Here is a 15,943-nt window from a genome sequence, read left to right on the forward strand (position 1 = left end):
CTTCGCCAAAGGGAGGGCTCAGTCCGTCGAGGCCATTCAATGTGTGGCTCCCGCCCTTGCACCGAAGGTGCAGGGGAGGGCTGGGTAGGGGTGCTTTTCGCTGTAGAGCTGCCGCTACGAACGCAATGAACTCTGCGCGGAGTTCAAAAGCCCCCCTCCCAACCCTCCCCTTGGCTTCGCCAAAGGGAGGGCTCAGTACGTCGAGAGCATGCAGCTTTGCTCCCTCCCTTGCACCGAAGGTGCAGGGGAGGGCTGGGGAGGGGTGCTTTTCGCTGTAACGCTGGCGCTTCGAACGCGGTGGATTCTGCGCGAAGTTCAAAAGCACCCCTCCCAACCCTCCCCTTGGCTTCGCCAAAGGGAGGGCTCAGTACGTCGAGGGCATGCAGCGCATTGCTCCCTCCCTTGCACCGAAGGTGCAGGGGAGGGCTGGGGAGGGGTGCTTTCGCTGTAGCGCTGGCGCTTCGAACGCAACGGATTCTGCACGAAGGTCAAAAGCACCCCTCCCAACCCTCCCCTTGGCTTTGCCAAAGGGAGGGCTTAGTACGTCGCCATAGGGAGGAGGTGAGCACCGAGCCTCATTCTTCTTCGTCGTCGCCCGCGGCTTCCTCGCCGCCACCGGGCAGTTCCAGGAAGGCCCAGAACGCTACGTTGTCTTCGGCCCAGCGCGCTGATGCTTCGGAAAGCACATCCAGCAAGGTATCGAAGTCTGCCGAGCTGCCTTGGCGCAGGTCATCGGCATCGCTGAAAAGCAACGCATAGCCGTTGGCCGGCAGCCATGACAGGTCACGCAGGGCGTCGGACAGGGCATCCCAGTTGCGGCTCCAGCCAGCGGGGAAATCCAACTGCGTACCCATCCGCATCAGCAAGGTGCGCTTGTCGGCGCAGCCTTCCAGGTCGATGCGGCATACGCGCAGGCCGGCATCACGCGCCACCGCTGCCAGCCCGCCAAGGTCGCCATCGCCAACACCGTAAACACCGGCCTGGCTGACGTCTTCCAGTCCCATGTCGAAACCGCTGTCACTCATGGCGTACTCCTGGCGGGAACTTCAAAGCTGCGGAAACTCTCGTAATGGTCATCGGTGTAATACCAGGCATCGGGCGGGTCACCGCCGGTCACGATGCGCTTGGCACCACGATGGTCCAGCCCCGGTGTATCCACCGTGTATTCGCGGTAATAGCCGCGCGGCCGTTGCGGCAGCTGGCGCTCGCGGTTGCCGAAGGTGCTGCCGTCCTGGCGATGCGGATACGGACCGCCGCGCTGGATCAGGGCGATGGTTGCGCGTGCTTCGGCAGGCAGGAACGCAGGTAATGGATCGGCCTGGGTGGCTGAGCTGGACTGTGCCTTGCCTTCTGCCTGCGGAAGGGTGTCAGCTGGGCTGCCAACGCCCAGTGATGGCGCGAACTGCGGCGGCGGTGGCTGCTGCGCCACACGCATGGCCCACAGGCCGGCAACAAGCAGGACTACGGCGATAACCAGAAGGGAAGGCTTGCGCATCAGTAGAGGCGGTCAGTCACGGAAAGGAGAATGATTATCACGCTGCGCGCTGTTTTTTGTTGAACGATTGGTTCATGCGCTGCTTTCGCTGCGTTGGTTCACAGGCCGATAACAATGCCTGCGCGCAGTGCCCGGAAAACGATGATCCCGATGACGGGACAAAGTTTCCTTTACATCGGCCTTGGTAAGTTGAGCGTTCCTGCCTACCATTCACCTCTGCATCTGTATCGCCCGGGTTTTCCGGGCACAGACCCCCAGGCATATACCCAAGGAGATCCGTGATGGCCTATACCCTGCCCAAGCTGCCTTACGCTTACGACGCGCTGGAACCGTACATGGATGCGGCCACGGTCGAGATCCATTACTCCAAGCACCACCAGACCTACGTCAACAACCTCAACGCGCTGGTCGAAGGCACCGAGTACGCCGACCTGCCGATCGATGAGCTGCTGCGCAAGGTCAAGACCCTGCCGGAAAACCTGCAGCAGGGCGTGCGCAACCAGGGTGGCGGCCACGGCAACCACTCGCTGTTCTGGGACGTGATCGGCCCGAACGCCGGTGGCACCCCGAGCGGCGCGCTGGCCAAGGCCATCGACGAACAGCTCGGTGGTTTCGACAAGTTCAAGGAAGCCTTCACCAAGGCTGCACTGACCCAGTTCGGCTCGGGCTGGGCATGGCTGAGCGTCGGCGCTGACAAGAAGCTGCTGGTGGAAAAGAGCTCCAACCAGGAAAGCCCGCTGATGGAAGGCCGTACCCCGGTGCTGACCATCGACGTGTGGGAACACGCGTACTACCTGAAGTTCCAGAACCGCCGCGCCGAGTTCATCGAAACCTTCTACAGCCTGATCAACTGGAAGGAAGTGGAGCGTCGCTACCAGGAAGCAATCGCCTGATTGCAGTGACCTGAGGCGGTGGCCCCAGTGGTCACCGCTACCGCAACAAAGGCCGGGCATTGCCCGGCCTTTGTTGTTTCAGGAACACTCAGCGGCGTACAGCCTGCTTTTTTGTAGGAGCGGCGTAAGCCGCGAAGCTCGGCCTGCTGAAATGCCAGGCATACCAGCGAGCTGACGCCCTACCTGCTTCGCGGCTTACGCCGCTCCTACAGGCAGGAGCTGTGCGCCGCCCATTGCCGTTTCATGGCTGTTCGACGGCAGTGGCCTCAGGAATCCGGGTGATACGCAGCGTCGCCATCATGCCCAGGACTTCCGGCTCGGCCTGCGCCTCGCTGGCAGTCAACTGGATGGGCTGCTGGGTGATATCGGCAAAACTACGCACCTGATACAGCACGTCCATGCCGTGGCCGGCGCCAGCCGCTGGTCGGGCGTCGCCATTCTGGTTCGAGGGATTCCGGCGCGCCGGCTGGTAGCCCGGCAGCTGCCGCACCAGTTCTTCTGTGGGGGCGGCAAAGTCGCCGATGATCAGCGAAGGCAGCCCTTCGGCGGTTGCATCCATCCACGAGCGCAGGTCGGCCGCCTGATGGCCGCGCGACACCGCGGTGTTGTCGGTGGGGCACATGCTGGCCGCATAGATGTTCAGCAGTGCCTGCTGCAGTTGCAGGCGTTGCATGCCGGCGGCGGTGGGGGCTTCATCGCCGTGCAGCAGGGTCACGCCGTCCTGCTGTGCGGTCAGCCGGGTCAGTACCGCGTTGCCGCGGCGTTCGGGCTGGCTGGGACGGTCGGCGCTGATGAAATCGCAGCTGTAATTGAGCCGGGCGCCCAGCCAGCAGGCCGGGTTGGCGCTACCGCGCTGGCGGACATCCTGCACGATGATCACGTCCGGATGCAGCGCCTCCAGCAGCTGGGCGATCCTGTCCCGTTGATCGGCCCAGGTCTGGCTGCTGTCGGGCAGGCGCAGGTTGGCGATCTTGATGACCGGCGCTACCGGCTCGGCCAGTACGCCAAATGACAGGACAAGTAGTCCAAAACAGCCCCAGCGCAGCATTGCAAGGCCTCGTGGTGAGGGACTGTCATGCTAGTACTTTCTGCGTAGAGGGCTTGTGCATGGTTTCGTACTAAGGTTTTACCTCTACAGGCCGTAGGCATTTTACTGATCGGGGGCCGCTCTGGTTCTTGGTGTGATGCGTTACGCTTGCAACCTTTGTATTCACGGATCGCCCTCAGATGACGACCAATCACGTGGCAGCAGCCCCGGACCCCAAGGCAAAGATGCCGCGCCAGATCGGCTACATCATCGGCAACGAAGCGTGCGAGCGCTTCAGCTTCTACGGGATGCGCAACATCCTGGTGCAGTTCCTGATCACCTCGCTGCTGTTGCAGGAGATCACCTCCGAAGGCCGTGCGGGTGAGGCCAAGGACATCATGCACAGCTTCATGATCGGCGTGTATTTCTTCCCGCTGCTCGGTGGCTGGCTGGCCGACCGCTTCTTCGGCAAATACCACACCATTCTCTGGTTCAGCCTGATCTACTGCGCTGGCCACCTCTGCCTGGCCTTGTTCGAGGACAGCCGGCAGGGCTTCTTCCTCGGCCTGGGGCTGATCGCGCTGGGTGCCGGCGGCATCAAGCCGCTGGTGGCCTCGTTCATGGGCGACCAGTTCGACCAGGGCAACAAGCACCTGGCCAAGTTCGTGTTCGACGCCTTCTATTGGATCATCAACTTCGGCTCGCTGTTCGCCTCGCTGCTGATCCCGCTGGCGCTGAAGAACCTTGGTCCGCAATGGGCGTTCGGCATCCCCGGCATCCTGATGTTCGTGGCTACTTTCGTGTTCTGGCTGGGCCGCAAGCGCTATGTGCTGGTGCCGCTGCCGCCCAAGGACCCGCACTCCTTCGCCAATGTGGTGCGTACCGCGCTGCTGGCGCAGGCGCCGGGGCAGGGCCGCATGGGCCTGGTGATAGCCGTGCTGGGCGTGGTGTTGGCGCTGGCCTCGTTCGCGCTGGTGCCCAGCCTGGGCATCGTGATCTGCCTGTGCCTGGCGCTGGTGGCCGTGCTGGCAGGTATTGGCGGCGGCACCATGCTGCAGCTGGACCGCGCCCGTATCGTGCACCCGGAGGCCGCTGTTGAAGGTGTGCGCTCGGTGCTCAAGGTGCTGGTGATCTTCGCCCTGACCACGCCGTTCTTCTCCTTGTTCGACCAGAAGGCCTCGACCTGGGTGCTGCAGGGCCAGCAGATGAGCATGCCGAGCTGGTTCACCGCGTCACAGATGCAGGCGCTCAACCCGCTGCTGGTGATGATCCTGATCCCGTTCAACAACCTGGTGCTTTACCCGGCGCTGCGTCGCTTCGGCTTCGAGCCGACCGCACTGCGGCGGATGACCGCCGGTATCGCCTTCAGTGGCCTGGCCTGGATCGTGGTGGGCTGCATCCAGATGGTGATGGACGGCGGCGACGCCATGTCGATCTTCTGGCAGATCCTGCCGTATGCGCTGCTCACCTTCGGTGAGGTGCTGGTGTCGGCCACCGGCCTGGAATTCGCTTACAGCCAGGCGCCGCCGTCGATGAAGGGGGTGGTGATGAGCTTCTGGAACCTGACCACCACCATCGGTAACCTGTGGGTGCTGCTGTCCAACGCAGCCGTGCGCAACCATGCGGTGACCGACCGCATCGCCAGTACCGGTTTGAGCGAAACGGCCTTCCTGATGTTCTTCTTTGCCGGCTTCGCGTTCATCGCGGCATTGGCATTCGGCATCTATGCGCGCCGTTACAAGATGGTCGACAACTACCGGGCGGTTTGAACATGCAAGGAATCATCACCCTGATCCTGATCGGCATCACCGCGTTGGTGTCGTGGATGGCGTTCAACAACCGCAAGCTGGCGGATCGGCTGATCCTGTGGCCGCCAGCCATCGACAAGCACAAGCAGTACGACCGGCTGGTGACCTACGGGTTCATCCATGCCGACTTCGGGCACCTGTTGTTCAACATGGTCACCCTGTACTTCTTCGGCCGTTCGATCGAGGTCATCATGCTCGGCATCACCGGGCAATGGTGGGTCTACCCGCTGTTCTACCTGGCGGCGCTGGTGGTATCGATCCTGCCGACCTACCTGAAGAACCAGAAGAACCCCAACTACCTGAGCCTGGGGGCATCAGGTGCAGTGTCGGCGGTGTTGTTCGCCTACATCCTGATCGCACCGTGGAAGCTGATCCTGGTGATGTTCATCCCGGCGCCGGCCATCGTCTATGCCGCCTTCTATGTCGGCTACAGCATCTGGATGGACAAGAAGGGCGGGGACAACGTCAACCACAGCGCGCACCTGGCCGGTGCCGCTTTCGGCGTGATGTTCATGCTGATCATGGAGCCGGAGCTGCTGCAGCACTTCCTGCAGAGCCTGATGAACCCCACCTTCCGCTTCTGATCGGCGCAAAGGGCGGGACGGGCTGCGGCCCGGAGGCAACGGCGCCGGCCAACTTCGCCGGCGCTGTATCGCCCACTGCGCTGGCGGAGTGGGCGGGCCGCTGATGCTGGCTCAGGCAGCGTAACTGTCGAGCAGACGCGAGTAGACCTCGCTGTCGATCTTCTTGAATTCCCAACCCGTGGTGTCGCCGGCGACGGTCAGTTGGAACAGACCTTCAAGCAGGGTGGCATCATGGTCGTTGGACGGAATCTGCATCGTGCTGTCATTGTCGAACATGGGGCACCGGGCCTGCTGTCTGTTGTTTGTAGGTATACACAGCAAAAGCCGTGCCAGCTTTTGAGACGCAGATCAGGGTTTGATTGCGCTGGCGCAGTCGGAGACGATGTCGGAAAGTGACGCACAGCGGCGTTCCTGTCTGATCAGGCGTCATCACGTCGCCTTCACCGATCCCTTCGTGTCCTGCAGGAGCCACCATGACCGCAAACAATCCCGCGCCAGCCAGCATCGAGCACGACGCCGCTGCACAGCGGTTCCAGACCCTCGTCGATGGCACGCTTGCGGTCCTGGACTACGAGCGGCGGGACGGGGCCATGGTCATCACCCACACGGTGGTGCCCGAGGCCATCGGCGGCCGCGGCATTGCTGCGCAGTTGACCCGGTTTGCGCTGGATCATGCCCGCGCTGCCGGCTGGAAGGTGGTGCCCGCCTGCAGTTATGCGGCGGTTTTCCTGCAACGCCATGGCGAATACGCGGACCTGCTGGGATAATTGCGCTGGCATGGCCACGCCCGACCGGGCGGCCGCACAAACTTCTAAGGATTGAAAGGGCATGAACAGGTTGGTACGGGGATCGTCTGCCGCAGCGGTATTGCTGTTGGCATTGGCTGGTTGCAAGCAGGAGGAACAGGGTGCGCCGGTCGCACCGGTCGCGGAACCGGTGCAGGCGCCGGTTGCGGCTGCGCCTGCGGCAGCTGATCTGCGCGATGTGATCGAAAACACCCCCAGCTATGTCATCGGTATCAGCTACCCGCCGGCGGCGTCCAAATACCCGGGGCTGGCCAATGCGTTGAGCGACTATGCCGGGCATGCCAAGGCCGACCTGTTGAAGTCGGTGGCCGAGCTGGGCAATGACAAGCCCACCGCGCCCTACGAACTATCGCTCGCCTTCGACATGCTGGTTGAAACGCCGGCTGTGGTGGCGGTGTCTGCCGACGGCAGCAGCTATACCGGTGGTGCCCACGGTCAGCCGCTGGTCGCCCGTTTTGTATGGTTGCCCGAGCAGCAGCAGTTGCTGAAGGCCGATGACCTTATCGCCGATGCCAAGGGCTGGCAGGCGATCAGTGATTTCGCCGAGGACAAGCTGCTGGAGCAAGCCACGGTGCGCGCGCAGAGCGAAGACATGTCGCCGGAGGAGCAGCAGGCGCAGGTCCGCAACCTGTCCAAGATGATCGATGAAGGCACTGCAGCCGACGCCACCAACTTCGGCCAGTTCCAGCCGGTGATGGATGCCGCCGGCAAGATAGCCGCATTGCGTTTCGTGTTCCCGCCGTACCAGGTGGGGCCGTATTCGGATGGCACGCAGACCGTGGATGTCCCGGCTGCGGTGTTGTTGCCGCATGTGGCGGCGGATTACCGGGGGCTGTTCGCGCACCCCTGAAGCACAGGAGGTCAGTGATGGATGCGGGGCTGCAACGACGTGTGGAAGCACTGCTGCAGGAGGCCGACATCACCCCCGGAGGTGATAGGCCGCAGGACCTGGACATCCTTGACCCGCGCTTCTATGCGCGGGTGCTGGCCGACGGCTCGCTGGGCTTGGGCGAGAGTTACATGGAAGGTTGGTGGCAGGCCCATTCGCTCGATGGCCTGCTCACCCACCTGCTGGATGCGCGCCTGGACGAGCGCGTGCATGGCGGTGGGGAGGTCTGGGACGCGCTCAAGGCCAAGCTGTTCAACCTGCAGAGCGGGCAAGGCAGCTACGAAGTTGGCAAGCGCCATTACGACCTCGGCAACGATCTCTACCAGGCAATGCTGGGCAAGCGCCTGGTCTATAGCTGCGGGTACTGGCGCAACGCCGGCAATCTGGATCAGGCGCAGGAAGCCAAACTGGAGTTGATCTGCCGCAAGCTTGGCCTGCGGCCAGGCATGCGTGTGCTGGATATCGGCTGCGGCTGGGGCGAAGCCCTCAAATATGCCGCCGAACGCCATGGCGTACAGGGCGTGGGCGTGACCATTTCACAGGAACAGGCCGGATTCGCCCGCCAGCTGTGCGCTGGCCTGCCGGTGGAGATCCGCCTGCAGGATTACCGTGAGCTGGATGAGCCGTTCGATGCCATCCTCTCGGTGGGCATGTTCGAGCATGTCGGGGTCAAGAATTACCGTCGTTACTTCGAGGTTGCGCGGCGTTGCCTGGGCGATGAAGGCCTGTTCCTGCTGCACAGCATCGGCACCAACATCAGCCGCGACCGCACCGATCCCTGGATCGCCAAGTACATCTTCCCCAACTCGATGCTGCCCTCGGCAGCGCAGATCAGCCATGCAATGGAGGGCCTGTTCGTGCTGGAGGACTGGCACAACTTCGGCACCGACTATGACCGCACCCTGCAGGCCTGGCGCGACAATATCGAAGCCGCCTGGGAGCACCTGGATGCCCGCTATGACGACCACTTCCGGCGCATGTGGCGCTTCTACCTGGCCGCATCCATGGCAACTTTCCGCACCCGTCACTCGCAGCTGTGGCAGTTGGTGTTGTCACCGCGTGGGGTGCGCGGCGGCTATCTGTCAGCGCGCTGAACGTAGAACGCTGTAACTGCAAAACTGTTTTATAAGTTTATATTTCAGTTGTGTATTATTCGCCTCAACCTTGGGTGAGCCGGATGAGCCATGAGCAGTTTCGACGCAACCGAAATACGGATCGACGCTACCTGTGCCCGTTGGCCTGGGTTCCCGCGTGAGCCGGCAGTACTGGTTCGGCTGATCAAAGGCGTCTACAAGGCGGTCCATGACCGCGCCAACAGCGTATTGCGCGAGTTCGAGCTCAGCCACGCCGAGTACAACATCCTGATGATGTTGTACGGCACGCCGACGCGTCCGTTGACGCCATCGGAGCTGGCCGAAGCGGCTACCGAAAAGTCGGCCAACATCACCCGGCTCACCGACCAGCTGTGCAACAAGGGCTTGCTGGAGCGGATTCCGGACAGCAGCGACAGGCGCAAGCTGGGCCTGCACCTGACCGCGGATGGCGTGGCCTGCGTACAGAAGCTGCTGCCGAAGATGGCCGAGCTGCTGGTCATGCAGACGCAGGGCCTGGACGAGGGCGAGCAGCACCAGCTTGAGGCCCTGCTGAAAAAGATGCTGACCGGCATCGAGGCCAATTGAGCTCGCCATGTCTGCCACTTCAACATCGGTAAACGCACCCGCCACGGCAGCGCCCTGGCATGCGGGCATGGGCGCGTTCCTCAAGGGCGAGGGTGATACCTGGCTGTTCGTACTGCGGACCACCGTGGCCTTCTTTCTGACCGGTTGGTTGGCAATGCGTTTCCAGCTGCCACAGCCGGGCACGGCGATGATGACCACGGTGATCGTGATGCACCGGCAGAGCGGCATGGTGCTGGCCAAGGCGTTCTACCGGGTGCTGGGCACCCTGGTCGGGGCCGCGGCCGCGTTGCTGATCGTGGGCCTGTTCCCGCAGCAGCGTGAGCCCTTCCTGGTGCTGATGGCGCTGTGGATTGCTGGCTGTACGGCCGGGGCCACCTTGCACCGCAACTTCAAGTCCTACGCGTTCGTGCTGGCCGGCTATACCGCCGCGATCATCGCCTTGCCGGTCATCTCCAGCCATCCCGGGCAGATCTTCGATTCGGCGGTGGCGCGTATCAGCGAGGTGTTGCTCGGCCTGCTGGTGACCGCGGTGATCAGCGACACGATATTCCCGGTGCGCCTGCGCGATACCCTGCGCGCAGCGGTCAGCAGCCAGTACGAAAATTTCCTTGGTTTCATGCGCGGGGCACTGCTCGGCGAGGTGGCACGCGAGCGCATGGAGCAGGCCCATCTGCGCGTGGTGCGTGATGCAGTCGCGCTGGAAGACCTGCGCAGTTCGGTGATTTTCGAAGACCCCGAGGCGCGCGCGCGCAGCGCCCACCTGCAGCGTTTCAATCAGCGCTTCATGGCCGCGTCCACCACCTTCCAGTCACTGCACCATCTGATCAACCGCTTGCTGCGGCAGCCGGATCCCACAGCGGGGCGCGCCTTGCAGGCGTTGTACCAGCCCTTGGGCGTGGCCCTGCAGGCCAGCGCGCAGCAGCCCGGACAACTTGCCGCACAGGTCCACGAAGTGCGCTCAGGCCTGCGCACGCGTGCAGCGCAGCTGCGACAGGAACTGATGGACGCGTCCCAGGCCGAGGACTTTGCCGTGGGCGTCGAGCTGCTGCGGCGTTTCGTCAAGGAACTTGAGCAGTATGTGCATGCACGCGGCCAGCTGACCCTGCAGGTTGCGCCGACCCAGGACGATGCGCGTGCACATTTCATCCGCGGCAACGACTACGCCGGTGCTGCGGTGGCCTTCACCCGCACCGCCATCACGATGTTGCTGCTGGGCGCGCTTTGGGCTGCCAGTGGCTGGGCGATGGCGGTCAACGTGATGCTGCTGGCGACCATATTTTCCGGCTTGTTCGCCACCGTCCCCAATGCGGCGCGGATGACCGGCAAGGTCGCTTGGGGCTATTTGTTGGGCGTGTTGGCGGCCTATGTCTGCGACTACATGGTATTGACCCGGATGGAGGGCTTTACCTTGTTTGCCGCCGGGCTGCTGCCGTTCTTCCTGGTCGGGCCCTATATGGTCAGCCGGCCCAAGCTGTCGGTGTTCGGGTTGGGTTACACCATGGGCCTGGTCAACATCCTGGCCATCACCAGCCTGCACGCATTCGATCCGCTGCGGTTTTTCAATGAAGGTACCTCGCATATGTTCGCGATGGGCGCGGCGGTGTTGAGCTTTGCGCTGATGCCGCCGCTGGTGGGCACGGCATGGCTGCGGCGGCGCCAGATGGCTGGCCTGCGGGCGCAGGTACGCTTGGCCGCGCTGGCGCCGCTGCCCGGCCTGCAGCATCGTTTTGAGAGCAGCAACAGCGACCTGCTGCATCAGATTGTCGCGCACACCGCACCGGGCAGTGCCGAATCCAGCGAGCAGCTGGCCTGGGCGCTGGCGGTCAATGAAACCGGTCGTGCATTGATCCATCTACGCCACGACGTGGCGCATGAGCCAGCGTCGACGCAATTGCATCAGCATGTGGATGCGGTGGTGCTGGCCTTGTCGGACTTCTTCGCGCTACCCACTGCGCACGGATGGACGCGGGCTGAGCAAGCGCTGGAGGCGGCGGTGGTGCTTGCCCGAGCGCAGGCCGGGGAGCGTGGGGTAGCGGCGCGCGCGTTGCTGCATCTGCGCCTGGTGCGTTTGGCGATGGTGGACGACCACTCAGTGATGGCGGCCTACATCACCCCGTCCGAGCCGACCAGGGAGAGCGCTGTCCATGCCCATTGAAATCGCATTTGCAGGAACCCTGTTTCCTGGCCTGCTGTTGTTGTTCCTGCTTGTCTGCGTCCTGGTGTGGGCGCTGGACACGCTGGCCGGGCGTCGCGGCTGGTACCGCAATGTCTGGCATCCGGCGCTGTTCCGTACCGCGATCTTCATCTGTCTGTTTGGTGGCTTCGGCCTGCTGCTGTTCTGAGAACTCCCCATGTCCCCCAAAGTTCAATCCATTCTTCGTTTCTCCATCACTGCCGTGGTGGTGGTGATTGCCGCCTTGATCGCGATGGCGATGTGGCGCCATTACATGTATTCACCGTGGACTCGCGAAGGCCGCCTGCGTGCCGAAGTTGTGCGGGTGGCGCCGGATGTATCCGGCCCGGTGAGCGCGGTTGCGGTGCGAGACAATCAGTTGGTCAAGCGCGGTGATGTGCTTTACCAGATTGATCCGGCGCGCTACCAGAACGCTTTGAACCAGGCGCGCGGCAATCTGGCCGCCGCCCAGGCTTCGGCGCGTGCGGCCGGAGCGAGTATCCAGGTTGCGGCCGCCGGTGCAGCGCAGCAGAGCGCGAACGCCAGCCGTTACGAGCAGCAATACGAGCGCCGCCAGCGCATTACCGGCAGCTTGATTTCCGAAGAATCACGCACTGATGCGTTCAGTGCGGCGCAGGCAGCGCGTGCCGGCGTGGCGCAGGCGCAGGCCAGCCGCCAGCAGGCCAGTGCCTCGCAGCAGCAGGCGTTGGCGGCGGTAGAGCAGGCGCAGGCGGCGCTGGATACGGCAGAGTTGAATCTGGAGCGCACCCAGGTGCGTGCGCCGGTGGCTGGTTACGTCACCAATCTGGAAGTGCGCCAAGGCGATTACGCTACAGCCGGTGCGGCCAAGCTGGCGGTGATCGATACCGATTCCTTCTGGGTCTATGGCTATTTTGAAGAGACCAAGCTGGCGCAGCTGCATGTGGGTGACGGCACCCGCGTGCAGCTGATGAGCGGGCAGGAGCTGCATGGCCATATCGAAAGCATTTCGCACGGCATCACCGATGCAGACAGCCCAACCGGCAGCGATCTGTTGGCCAACGTGAACCCGACGTACAACTGGGTGCGGCTGGCGCAGCGTATTCCGGTGCGGATCAAGCTCGATGCTGGCTCGTTTGCGAAGGGAGTTGTGCTGGCCAATGGCATGACCGCTACGGTGATTGTCGAGGCTGGGCGGTAGGAATTGGTTGAATCGGTTGCTGACGTGGGGCGGCCTAGCGGCTGAAGCGTAAAGCCAAGGCACAGAGCCAAGGTACAGAGCCAAGACGCAGAGCCAAGACGCAGAGCCAAGACGCAGAGCCAAGACACAGAGCCAAGACACAGAGCCAAGGCACAGAGCCCCCTCATCCGCCCCTCGGGCACCTTCTCCCGCAGGCGGGAGAAGGGAGGTGTTCGGCATTGCGCGGGTCTGAAGCATTGCTTGCGCGCGGGCATTCCGCGGCAAGCCAAAAGCGCAAGGAAAGCCAGCTTTCCCTTCTCCCGCTTGCGGGAGAAGGTGCCCGGAGGGCGGATGAGGGGGCTTTTGACTCAGCCCAGCCCAGCAAAAGAAAACGCCCGGCAAAGCCGGGCGTTTTCTTTCCATCAAAACCAGCAACCGCTTACTTGGCAGCAGCACCGGTGGTCAGGCCACGCTTTTCCAGCAGCGGCTCGATCTGCGGCTCATGGCCGGCGAAGTTGTGGAACAGCTCCATCGCATCGACGCTGCCGCCCTTGGACAGCAGGGTCTGGCGGAAATGGTCGCCATTGGCGCGCGTCAGGCCGCCATTCTCGCGGAACCACTTCTGGGTGTTGGCATCCAGCACTTCCGACCAGATGTAGGCGTAGTAGCCAGCCGAATAGCCGCCCATGATGTGGCTGAAGTACGGGGTCTTGTAGCGCGGCGGGACCGGCGCGTAATAGATGCCGTCCTTGACCAGTGCTTCGTGCTCGAACTTCATCACGTCCTTCGGTGCCGGGATCTGGCCAACCCCAATCTGGTGCCAGCTCTGGTCCAGCATCGCTGCGCCCAGGTATTCGGTGGTGGCGAAGCCCTGGTTGAACTTGGAGGCTGCAATCACCTTGTCCAGCAGCGCCTGCGGCATCGCCGAACCGTTCTGGTAGTGCTTGGCGTAGTTGGCGAGGATGGTCGGCTCGTCGGACCACATCTCGTTCACCTGCGAGGGGAACTCGACGAAGTCACGCGGCACCGCGGTGCCGGCGAAGTACGGGTACTTCACGTCCGAGAACATGCCGTGCAGGGCGTGGCCGAACTCGTGGAAGGTGGTGGTCACTTCGTCCCAGGTCAGCAGGGTTGGCTTGCCGGCCGGCGGCTTGGGGATGTTGAGGTGGTTGGCAACCACCGGCTTGTCACCGGTCAGGCCCGACTGCGACACATAGGCGTTCATCCACGCACCGCCACGCTTGGACTCGCGTGCATACGGATCGAAGATGAAGATGGCCAGCTGGCTGCCATCGGCGTCGAACACGTCATAGACGGTGACGTCGTCGTGGTAGACCGGCAGGTCGGTGCGCTGCTTGAAGCTCAGGCCGAATTCCTTGCCGGCGGCGAAGAACACGCCGTTCTCCAGCACGTTCTTCAGCTCGAAGTAGGGCTTGAGCTGCGACTCGTCGAAGTTGTACTTGGCCTGGCGCACCTTCTCGCTGTAGAAGGCCCAGTCCCACGGCTGCAGTTCGAACGTCGGCTTGCCGGCGGCTTTCTGCTCGCTGTCGATCATCGCCTGCAGGTCGGCGGCTTCGCGCTTGGCGTTGGTAACGGCAGCCGGGGCCAGCTGGCCGAGCATCGCGTTGACTGCTTCCGGGGTCTTGGCGGTCTGGTTGCCCAGCGAATAGGTAGCGAAGTTCGGGAAGCCCATCAGTGCGGCCTTCTCGGCACGCAGGGTCATGATGCGCGACACCAGTGCGGTGTTGTCGTACTCGCCACCCTTGCTGCCACGCGAGATCGAGGCTTCATAGATCTTCTGGCGCAGTTCGCGGTTGGCCAGGTTGGTCAGCGGCGGCTGGCCGGTGGTGTTGAGCAGGGCGATGACGTACTTGCCATCCAGCTTGCGGGCCTTGGCGGCCTCGGCAGCGGCGGCGATCTGCTCGGCCGACAGGCCGTCCAGCTGCTTGACGTCGTCAACCACGATGAAGGAGGCGTTGACCTCGGCCAGCACGTTCTGGCTGAACTTGGTGCCCAGGTTGGCCAGCTCGGCGTTCATCGCCTTCAGCTTGGCCTTGTCGGCGTCGCCCAGCTTGGCGCCGGCGCGGACGAAGTTGTCGTAATACTTTTCAACCAGGCGCAGGCTCTCGGCGTCCAGGCCCAGCTTGGCGCGGTTGTTGTAGAGGGTCTCGATGCGCGCGAACAGCTTGCCGTTGAGGTTGATGGCATCGCTGTGTGCGGCGAACTTGGCCGAGTAGTCGCCCTGCAGCTTCTTGCGCGCGTCGTTGGTGTCGGCACCGATCAGCGAGAAGAACACGGTGGTGGCGCGGTCGAGCACGGCACCGCTGTTTTCCAGCGCGATCAAGGTGTTTTCAAAGGTGGGCGCGGCCGGGTTGTTGGCGATCGCTTCCACTTCCTGCAGCTGCTGCGCCATGCCGGCGTCGAAGGCCGGCGCGAAGTCGGCGTCCTTGATCTTGTCGAACTGCGGGTAGTGCAGCGGCAGCGGGCTTTCTGCGAAGAACGGATTGGCCTGCTGGGCCGATTGGGTGGTCGCAGCGGTTGCGGCCTGGCTGTAAGCCGGCAGGGCAAGACCCAGGGTCGCGGCAAGGGCGAGGGCGAGACGGGTGTTCAAGGCGGAAACTCCGGTAAAAAGACTGATCTTTCAGGGTACCTGCCGGCGGGCCCGCACGGGTGTGTCGAATGGCATGGTTGCGCTGAAAGGCCACATCTTGCATGCCGTTGGCGCCGTGATGGCGTACGCTGGCTGTCTTGACTGGAGCTGCGCAATGCCCAATGCATTTGATTTCGAGCTGCCTGCGCTGGACGGCCAGCCGCTGCCGCTGGCAACGTTTGACGGCAAGGTACTGCTGATCGTCAACACCGCCTCCAAATGCGGTTTCACCCCGCAGTACCAAGGCCTAGAGCAGCTGTGGCAGAAGCTGGGGCCGCAGGGCCTGGTGGTGCTGGGCTGCCCCTGTGACCAGTTCGGCCATCAGGAGCCGGGCGATGCCGACGCCATCCAGGCGTTCTGCAATCTCAATTACGGGGTCAGTTTCCCGATGTCGGCCAAGCTCAAGGTCAACGGCGCCGACGCCGACCCGCTATGGCAGTGGCTGCAGCGGCAGAAGCGCGGCGCGCTGGGCATCGCCGCGATCAAATGGAATTTCAGCAAGTTCCTGATCGGCCGCAACGGCCAGGTGATCGCGCGCTATGCACCCACCGCGCGTCCGGAGGCGCTGGAAGCGGATATCAAGGCGGCGCTGTAAGCGTCGTCATGTGGGAGCGGCGTAAGCCGCGAAGCTCGCAGAACAGCCCAACTTAGCGGCAACACCAGCTTCGCGGCTTACGCCCCTCCCACAAATCATATTATTTCTAGACGAACGCCCGCGCGAAAACCTATTGGCCTGCCGTGCCTAAGCGGGTTGTTGCGGGAAAGCCCCGGGCCTCAAGC

The 15,943-nt window shown here is 63.2% G+C and carries 16 protein-coding genes; 11 read left to right on the forward strand and 5 right to left on the reverse strand.

The window, feature by feature from the left end:
- Positions 1-575: 575 nt before the first annotated feature.
- Together ABE493_RS18460 and ABE493_RS18465 are read right to left on the reverse strand one after the other, a co-directional pair.
- Entirely contained in the window at positions 576-1,025 is a 450-nt protein-coding gene (locus tag ABE493_RS18460; RefSeq protein WP_346500686.1) for a barstar family protein, read from the reverse strand.
- Positions 1,022-1,495: a ribonuclease domain-containing protein gene (locus ABE493_RS18465; RefSeq protein WP_346500688.1), complete on the reverse strand. Its 474-nt coding sequence runs from the start codon at positions 1,493-1,495 to the stop codon at positions 1,022-1,024. The genes ABE493_RS18460 and ABE493_RS18465 overlap by 4 nt, the downstream gene beginning before the upstream one ends.
- A gap of 281 nt (positions 1,496-1,776) precedes the next feature.
- Between ABE493_RS18465 and ABE493_RS18470 the strand changes: the two genes are divergently transcribed.
- The gene (locus ABE493_RS18470; RefSeq protein WP_057628305.1) at positions 1,777-2,388 is read left to right on the forward strand and encodes a superoxide dismutase; all 612 of its coding nucleotides are present in this window, start codon (positions 1,777-1,779) and stop codon (positions 2,386-2,388) included.
- A 241-nt stretch (positions 2,389-2,629) separates the two neighbouring features.
- On the opposite strand, the gene ABE493_RS18475 is transcribed toward ABE493_RS18470, so the two are convergent.
- Positions 2,630-3,436 carry an endonuclease/exonuclease/phosphatase family protein gene (locus ABE493_RS18475; RefSeq protein WP_346500691.1) on the reverse strand — a complete coding sequence of 269 codons (807 nt, stop codon included), beginning with the start codon at positions 3,434-3,436 and terminating at the stop codon, positions 2,630-2,632.
- A gap of 179 nt (positions 3,437-3,615) precedes the next feature.
- Here ABE493_RS18475 and ABE493_RS18480 point away from each other — a divergent pair, with 179 nt between their 5' ends.
- Both ABE493_RS18480 and ABE493_RS18485 read left to right on the forward strand, forming a co-directional pair.
- On the forward strand, positions 3,616-5,184 hold the full coding sequence (locus ABE493_RS18480; protein WP_346500693.1) for an oligopeptide:H+ symporter: 1,569 nt from the start codon (positions 3,616-3,618) through the stop codon (positions 5,182-5,184).
- A gap of 11 nt (positions 5,185-5,195) precedes the next feature.
- Positions 5,196-5,807, forward strand: a complete 612-nt coding sequence (locus ABE493_RS18485; RefSeq protein WP_346500715.1) for a rhomboid family intramembrane serine protease — start codon at positions 5,196-5,198, stop codon at positions 5,805-5,807.
- A gap of 111 nt (positions 5,808-5,918) precedes the next feature.
- Here the strand turns inward: ABE493_RS18485 and ABE493_RS18490 are convergent, their stop codons facing one another.
- Positions 5,919-6,083: a hypothetical protein gene (locus ABE493_RS18490; RefSeq protein WP_346500695.1), complete on the reverse strand. Its 165-nt coding sequence runs from the start codon at positions 6,081-6,083 to the stop codon at positions 5,919-5,921.
- A 197-nt stretch (positions 6,084-6,280) separates the two neighbouring features.
- On the opposite strand from ABE493_RS18490, the gene ABE493_RS18495 reads away from it, so the two are divergent.
- The 7 genes from ABE493_RS18495 (at position 6,281) to ABE493_RS18525 (ending at position 12,534) form a co-directional block, all read left to right on the forward strand.
- Positions 6,281-6,574: a GNAT family N-acetyltransferase gene (locus ABE493_RS18495; RefSeq protein WP_346500697.1), complete on the forward strand. Its 294-nt coding sequence runs from the start codon at positions 6,281-6,283 to the stop codon at positions 6,572-6,574.
- 61 nt (positions 6,575-6,635) lie between these two features.
- Complete coding sequence (locus ABE493_RS18500) at positions 6,636-7,463, forward strand: DUF3298 and DUF4163 domain-containing protein (RefSeq protein WP_346500699.1); 828 nt, start codon at positions 6,636-6,638, stop codon at positions 7,461-7,463.
- A 17-nt stretch (positions 7,464-7,480) separates the two neighbouring features.
- Positions 7,481-8,596 carry a cyclopropane fatty acyl phospholipid synthase gene (gene cfa / locus ABE493_RS18505; protein ID WP_346500701.1) on the forward strand — a complete coding sequence of 372 codons (1,116 nt, stop codon included), beginning with the start codon at positions 7,481-7,483 and terminating at the stop codon, positions 8,594-8,596.
- A 90-nt stretch (positions 8,597-8,686) separates the two neighbouring features.
- The gene (locus tag ABE493_RS18510; protein ID WP_346500704.1) at positions 8,687-9,181 is read left to right on the forward strand and encodes a MarR family winged helix-turn-helix transcriptional regulator; all 495 of its coding nucleotides are present in this window, start codon (positions 8,687-8,689) and stop codon (positions 9,179-9,181) included.
- Positions 9,182-9,188: 7 nt separating this feature from the next.
- Positions 9,189-11,336, forward strand: a complete 2,148-nt coding sequence (locus ABE493_RS18515; protein ID WP_346500706.1) for an FUSC family protein — start codon at positions 9,189-9,191, stop codon at positions 11,334-11,336.
- Complete coding sequence (locus tag ABE493_RS18520) at positions 11,326-11,523, forward strand: DUF1656 domain-containing protein (protein ID WP_057628314.1); 198 nt, start codon at positions 11,326-11,328, stop codon at positions 11,521-11,523. Before ABE493_RS18515 ends, ABE493_RS18520 begins: the two co-directional genes overlap by 11 nt.
- 9 nt (positions 11,524-11,532) lie before the next feature.
- Positions 11,533-12,534, forward strand: coding sequence for an HlyD family secretion protein (locus ABE493_RS18525; protein ID WP_346500709.1), 1,002 nt, complete (start codon positions 11,533-11,535; stop codon positions 12,532-12,534).
- A 418-nt stretch (positions 12,535-12,952) separates the two neighbouring features.
- On the opposite strand, the gene ABE493_RS18530 is transcribed toward ABE493_RS18525, so the two are convergent.
- Positions 12,953-15,124 carry a M3 family metallopeptidase gene (locus ABE493_RS18530; protein WP_346500711.1) on the reverse strand — a complete coding sequence of 724 codons (2,172 nt, stop codon included), beginning with the start codon at positions 15,122-15,124 and terminating at the stop codon, positions 12,953-12,955.
- 154 nt (positions 15,125-15,278) lie between these two features.
- On the opposite strand from ABE493_RS18530, the gene ABE493_RS18535 reads away from it, so the two are divergent.
- On the forward strand, positions 15,279-15,758 hold the full coding sequence (locus ABE493_RS18535; protein WP_346500713.1) for a glutathione peroxidase: 480 nt from the start codon (positions 15,279-15,281) through the stop codon (positions 15,756-15,758).
- Positions 15,759-15,943: the final 185 nt, after the last annotated feature.

Origin of the sequence: Stenotrophomonas terrae (genome assembly GCF_039674165.1) — a bacterium.
GTDB classification, from domain to species: domain Bacteria; phylum Pseudomonadota; class Gammaproteobacteria; order Xanthomonadales; family Xanthomonadaceae; genus Stenotrophomonas; species Stenotrophomonas terrae_A.

What these genes read in the sequence shown, in the direction of transcription:
- ABE493_RS18460 (WP_346500686.1), bottom strand. Translation starts at nt 1,025, where the DNA reads ATGAGTGACAGCGGTTTCGACATGGGACTGGAAGACGTCAGCCAGGCC.
- ABE493_RS18465 (WP_346500688.1), bottom strand. Translation starts at nt 1,495, where the DNA reads ATGCGCAAGCCTTCCCTTCTGGTTATCGCCGTAGTCCTGCTTGTTGCC.
- ABE493_RS18470 (WP_057628305.1), top strand. Translation starts at nt 1,777, where the DNA reads ATGGCCTATACCCTGCCCAAGCTGCCTTACGCTTACGACGCGCTGGAA.
- ABE493_RS18475 (WP_346500691.1), bottom strand. Translation starts at nt 3,436, where the DNA reads ATGCTGCGCTGGGGCTGTTTTGGACTACTTGTCCTGTCATTTGGCGTA.
- ABE493_RS18480 (WP_346500693.1), top strand. Translation starts at nt 3,616, where the DNA reads ATGACGACCAATCACGTGGCAGCAGCCCCGGACCCCAAGGCAAAGATG.
- ABE493_RS18490 (WP_346500695.1), bottom strand. Translation starts at nt 6,083, where the DNA reads ATGTTCGACAATGACAGCACGATGCAGATTCCGTCCAACGACCATGAT.
- ABE493_RS18495 (WP_346500697.1), top strand. Translation starts at nt 6,281, where the DNA reads ATGACCGCAAACAATCCCGCGCCAGCCAGCATCGAGCACGACGCCGCT.
- ABE493_RS18500 (WP_346500699.1), top strand. Translation starts at nt 6,636, where the DNA reads ATGAACAGGTTGGTACGGGGATCGTCTGCCGCAGCGGTATTGCTGTTG.
- cfa (WP_346500701.1), top strand. Translation starts at nt 7,481, where the DNA reads ATGGATGCGGGGCTGCAACGACGTGTGGAAGCACTGCTGCAGGAGGCC.
- ABE493_RS18510 (WP_346500704.1), top strand. Translation starts at nt 8,687, where the DNA reads ATGAGCAGTTTCGACGCAACCGAAATACGGATCGACGCTACCTGTGCC.
- ABE493_RS18515 (WP_346500706.1), top strand. Translation starts at nt 9,189, where the DNA reads ATGTCTGCCACTTCAACATCGGTAAACGCACCCGCCACGGCAGCGCCC.
- ABE493_RS18520 (WP_057628314.1), top strand. Translation starts at nt 11,326, where the DNA reads ATGCCCATTGAAATCGCATTTGCAGGAACCCTGTTTCCTGGCCTGCTG.
- ABE493_RS18525 (WP_346500709.1), top strand. Translation starts at nt 11,533, where the DNA reads ATGTCCCCCAAAGTTCAATCCATTCTTCGTTTCTCCATCACTGCCGTG.
- ABE493_RS18535 (WP_346500713.1), top strand. Translation starts at nt 15,279, where the DNA reads ATGCCCAATGCATTTGATTTCGAGCTGCCTGCGCTGGACGGCCAGCCG.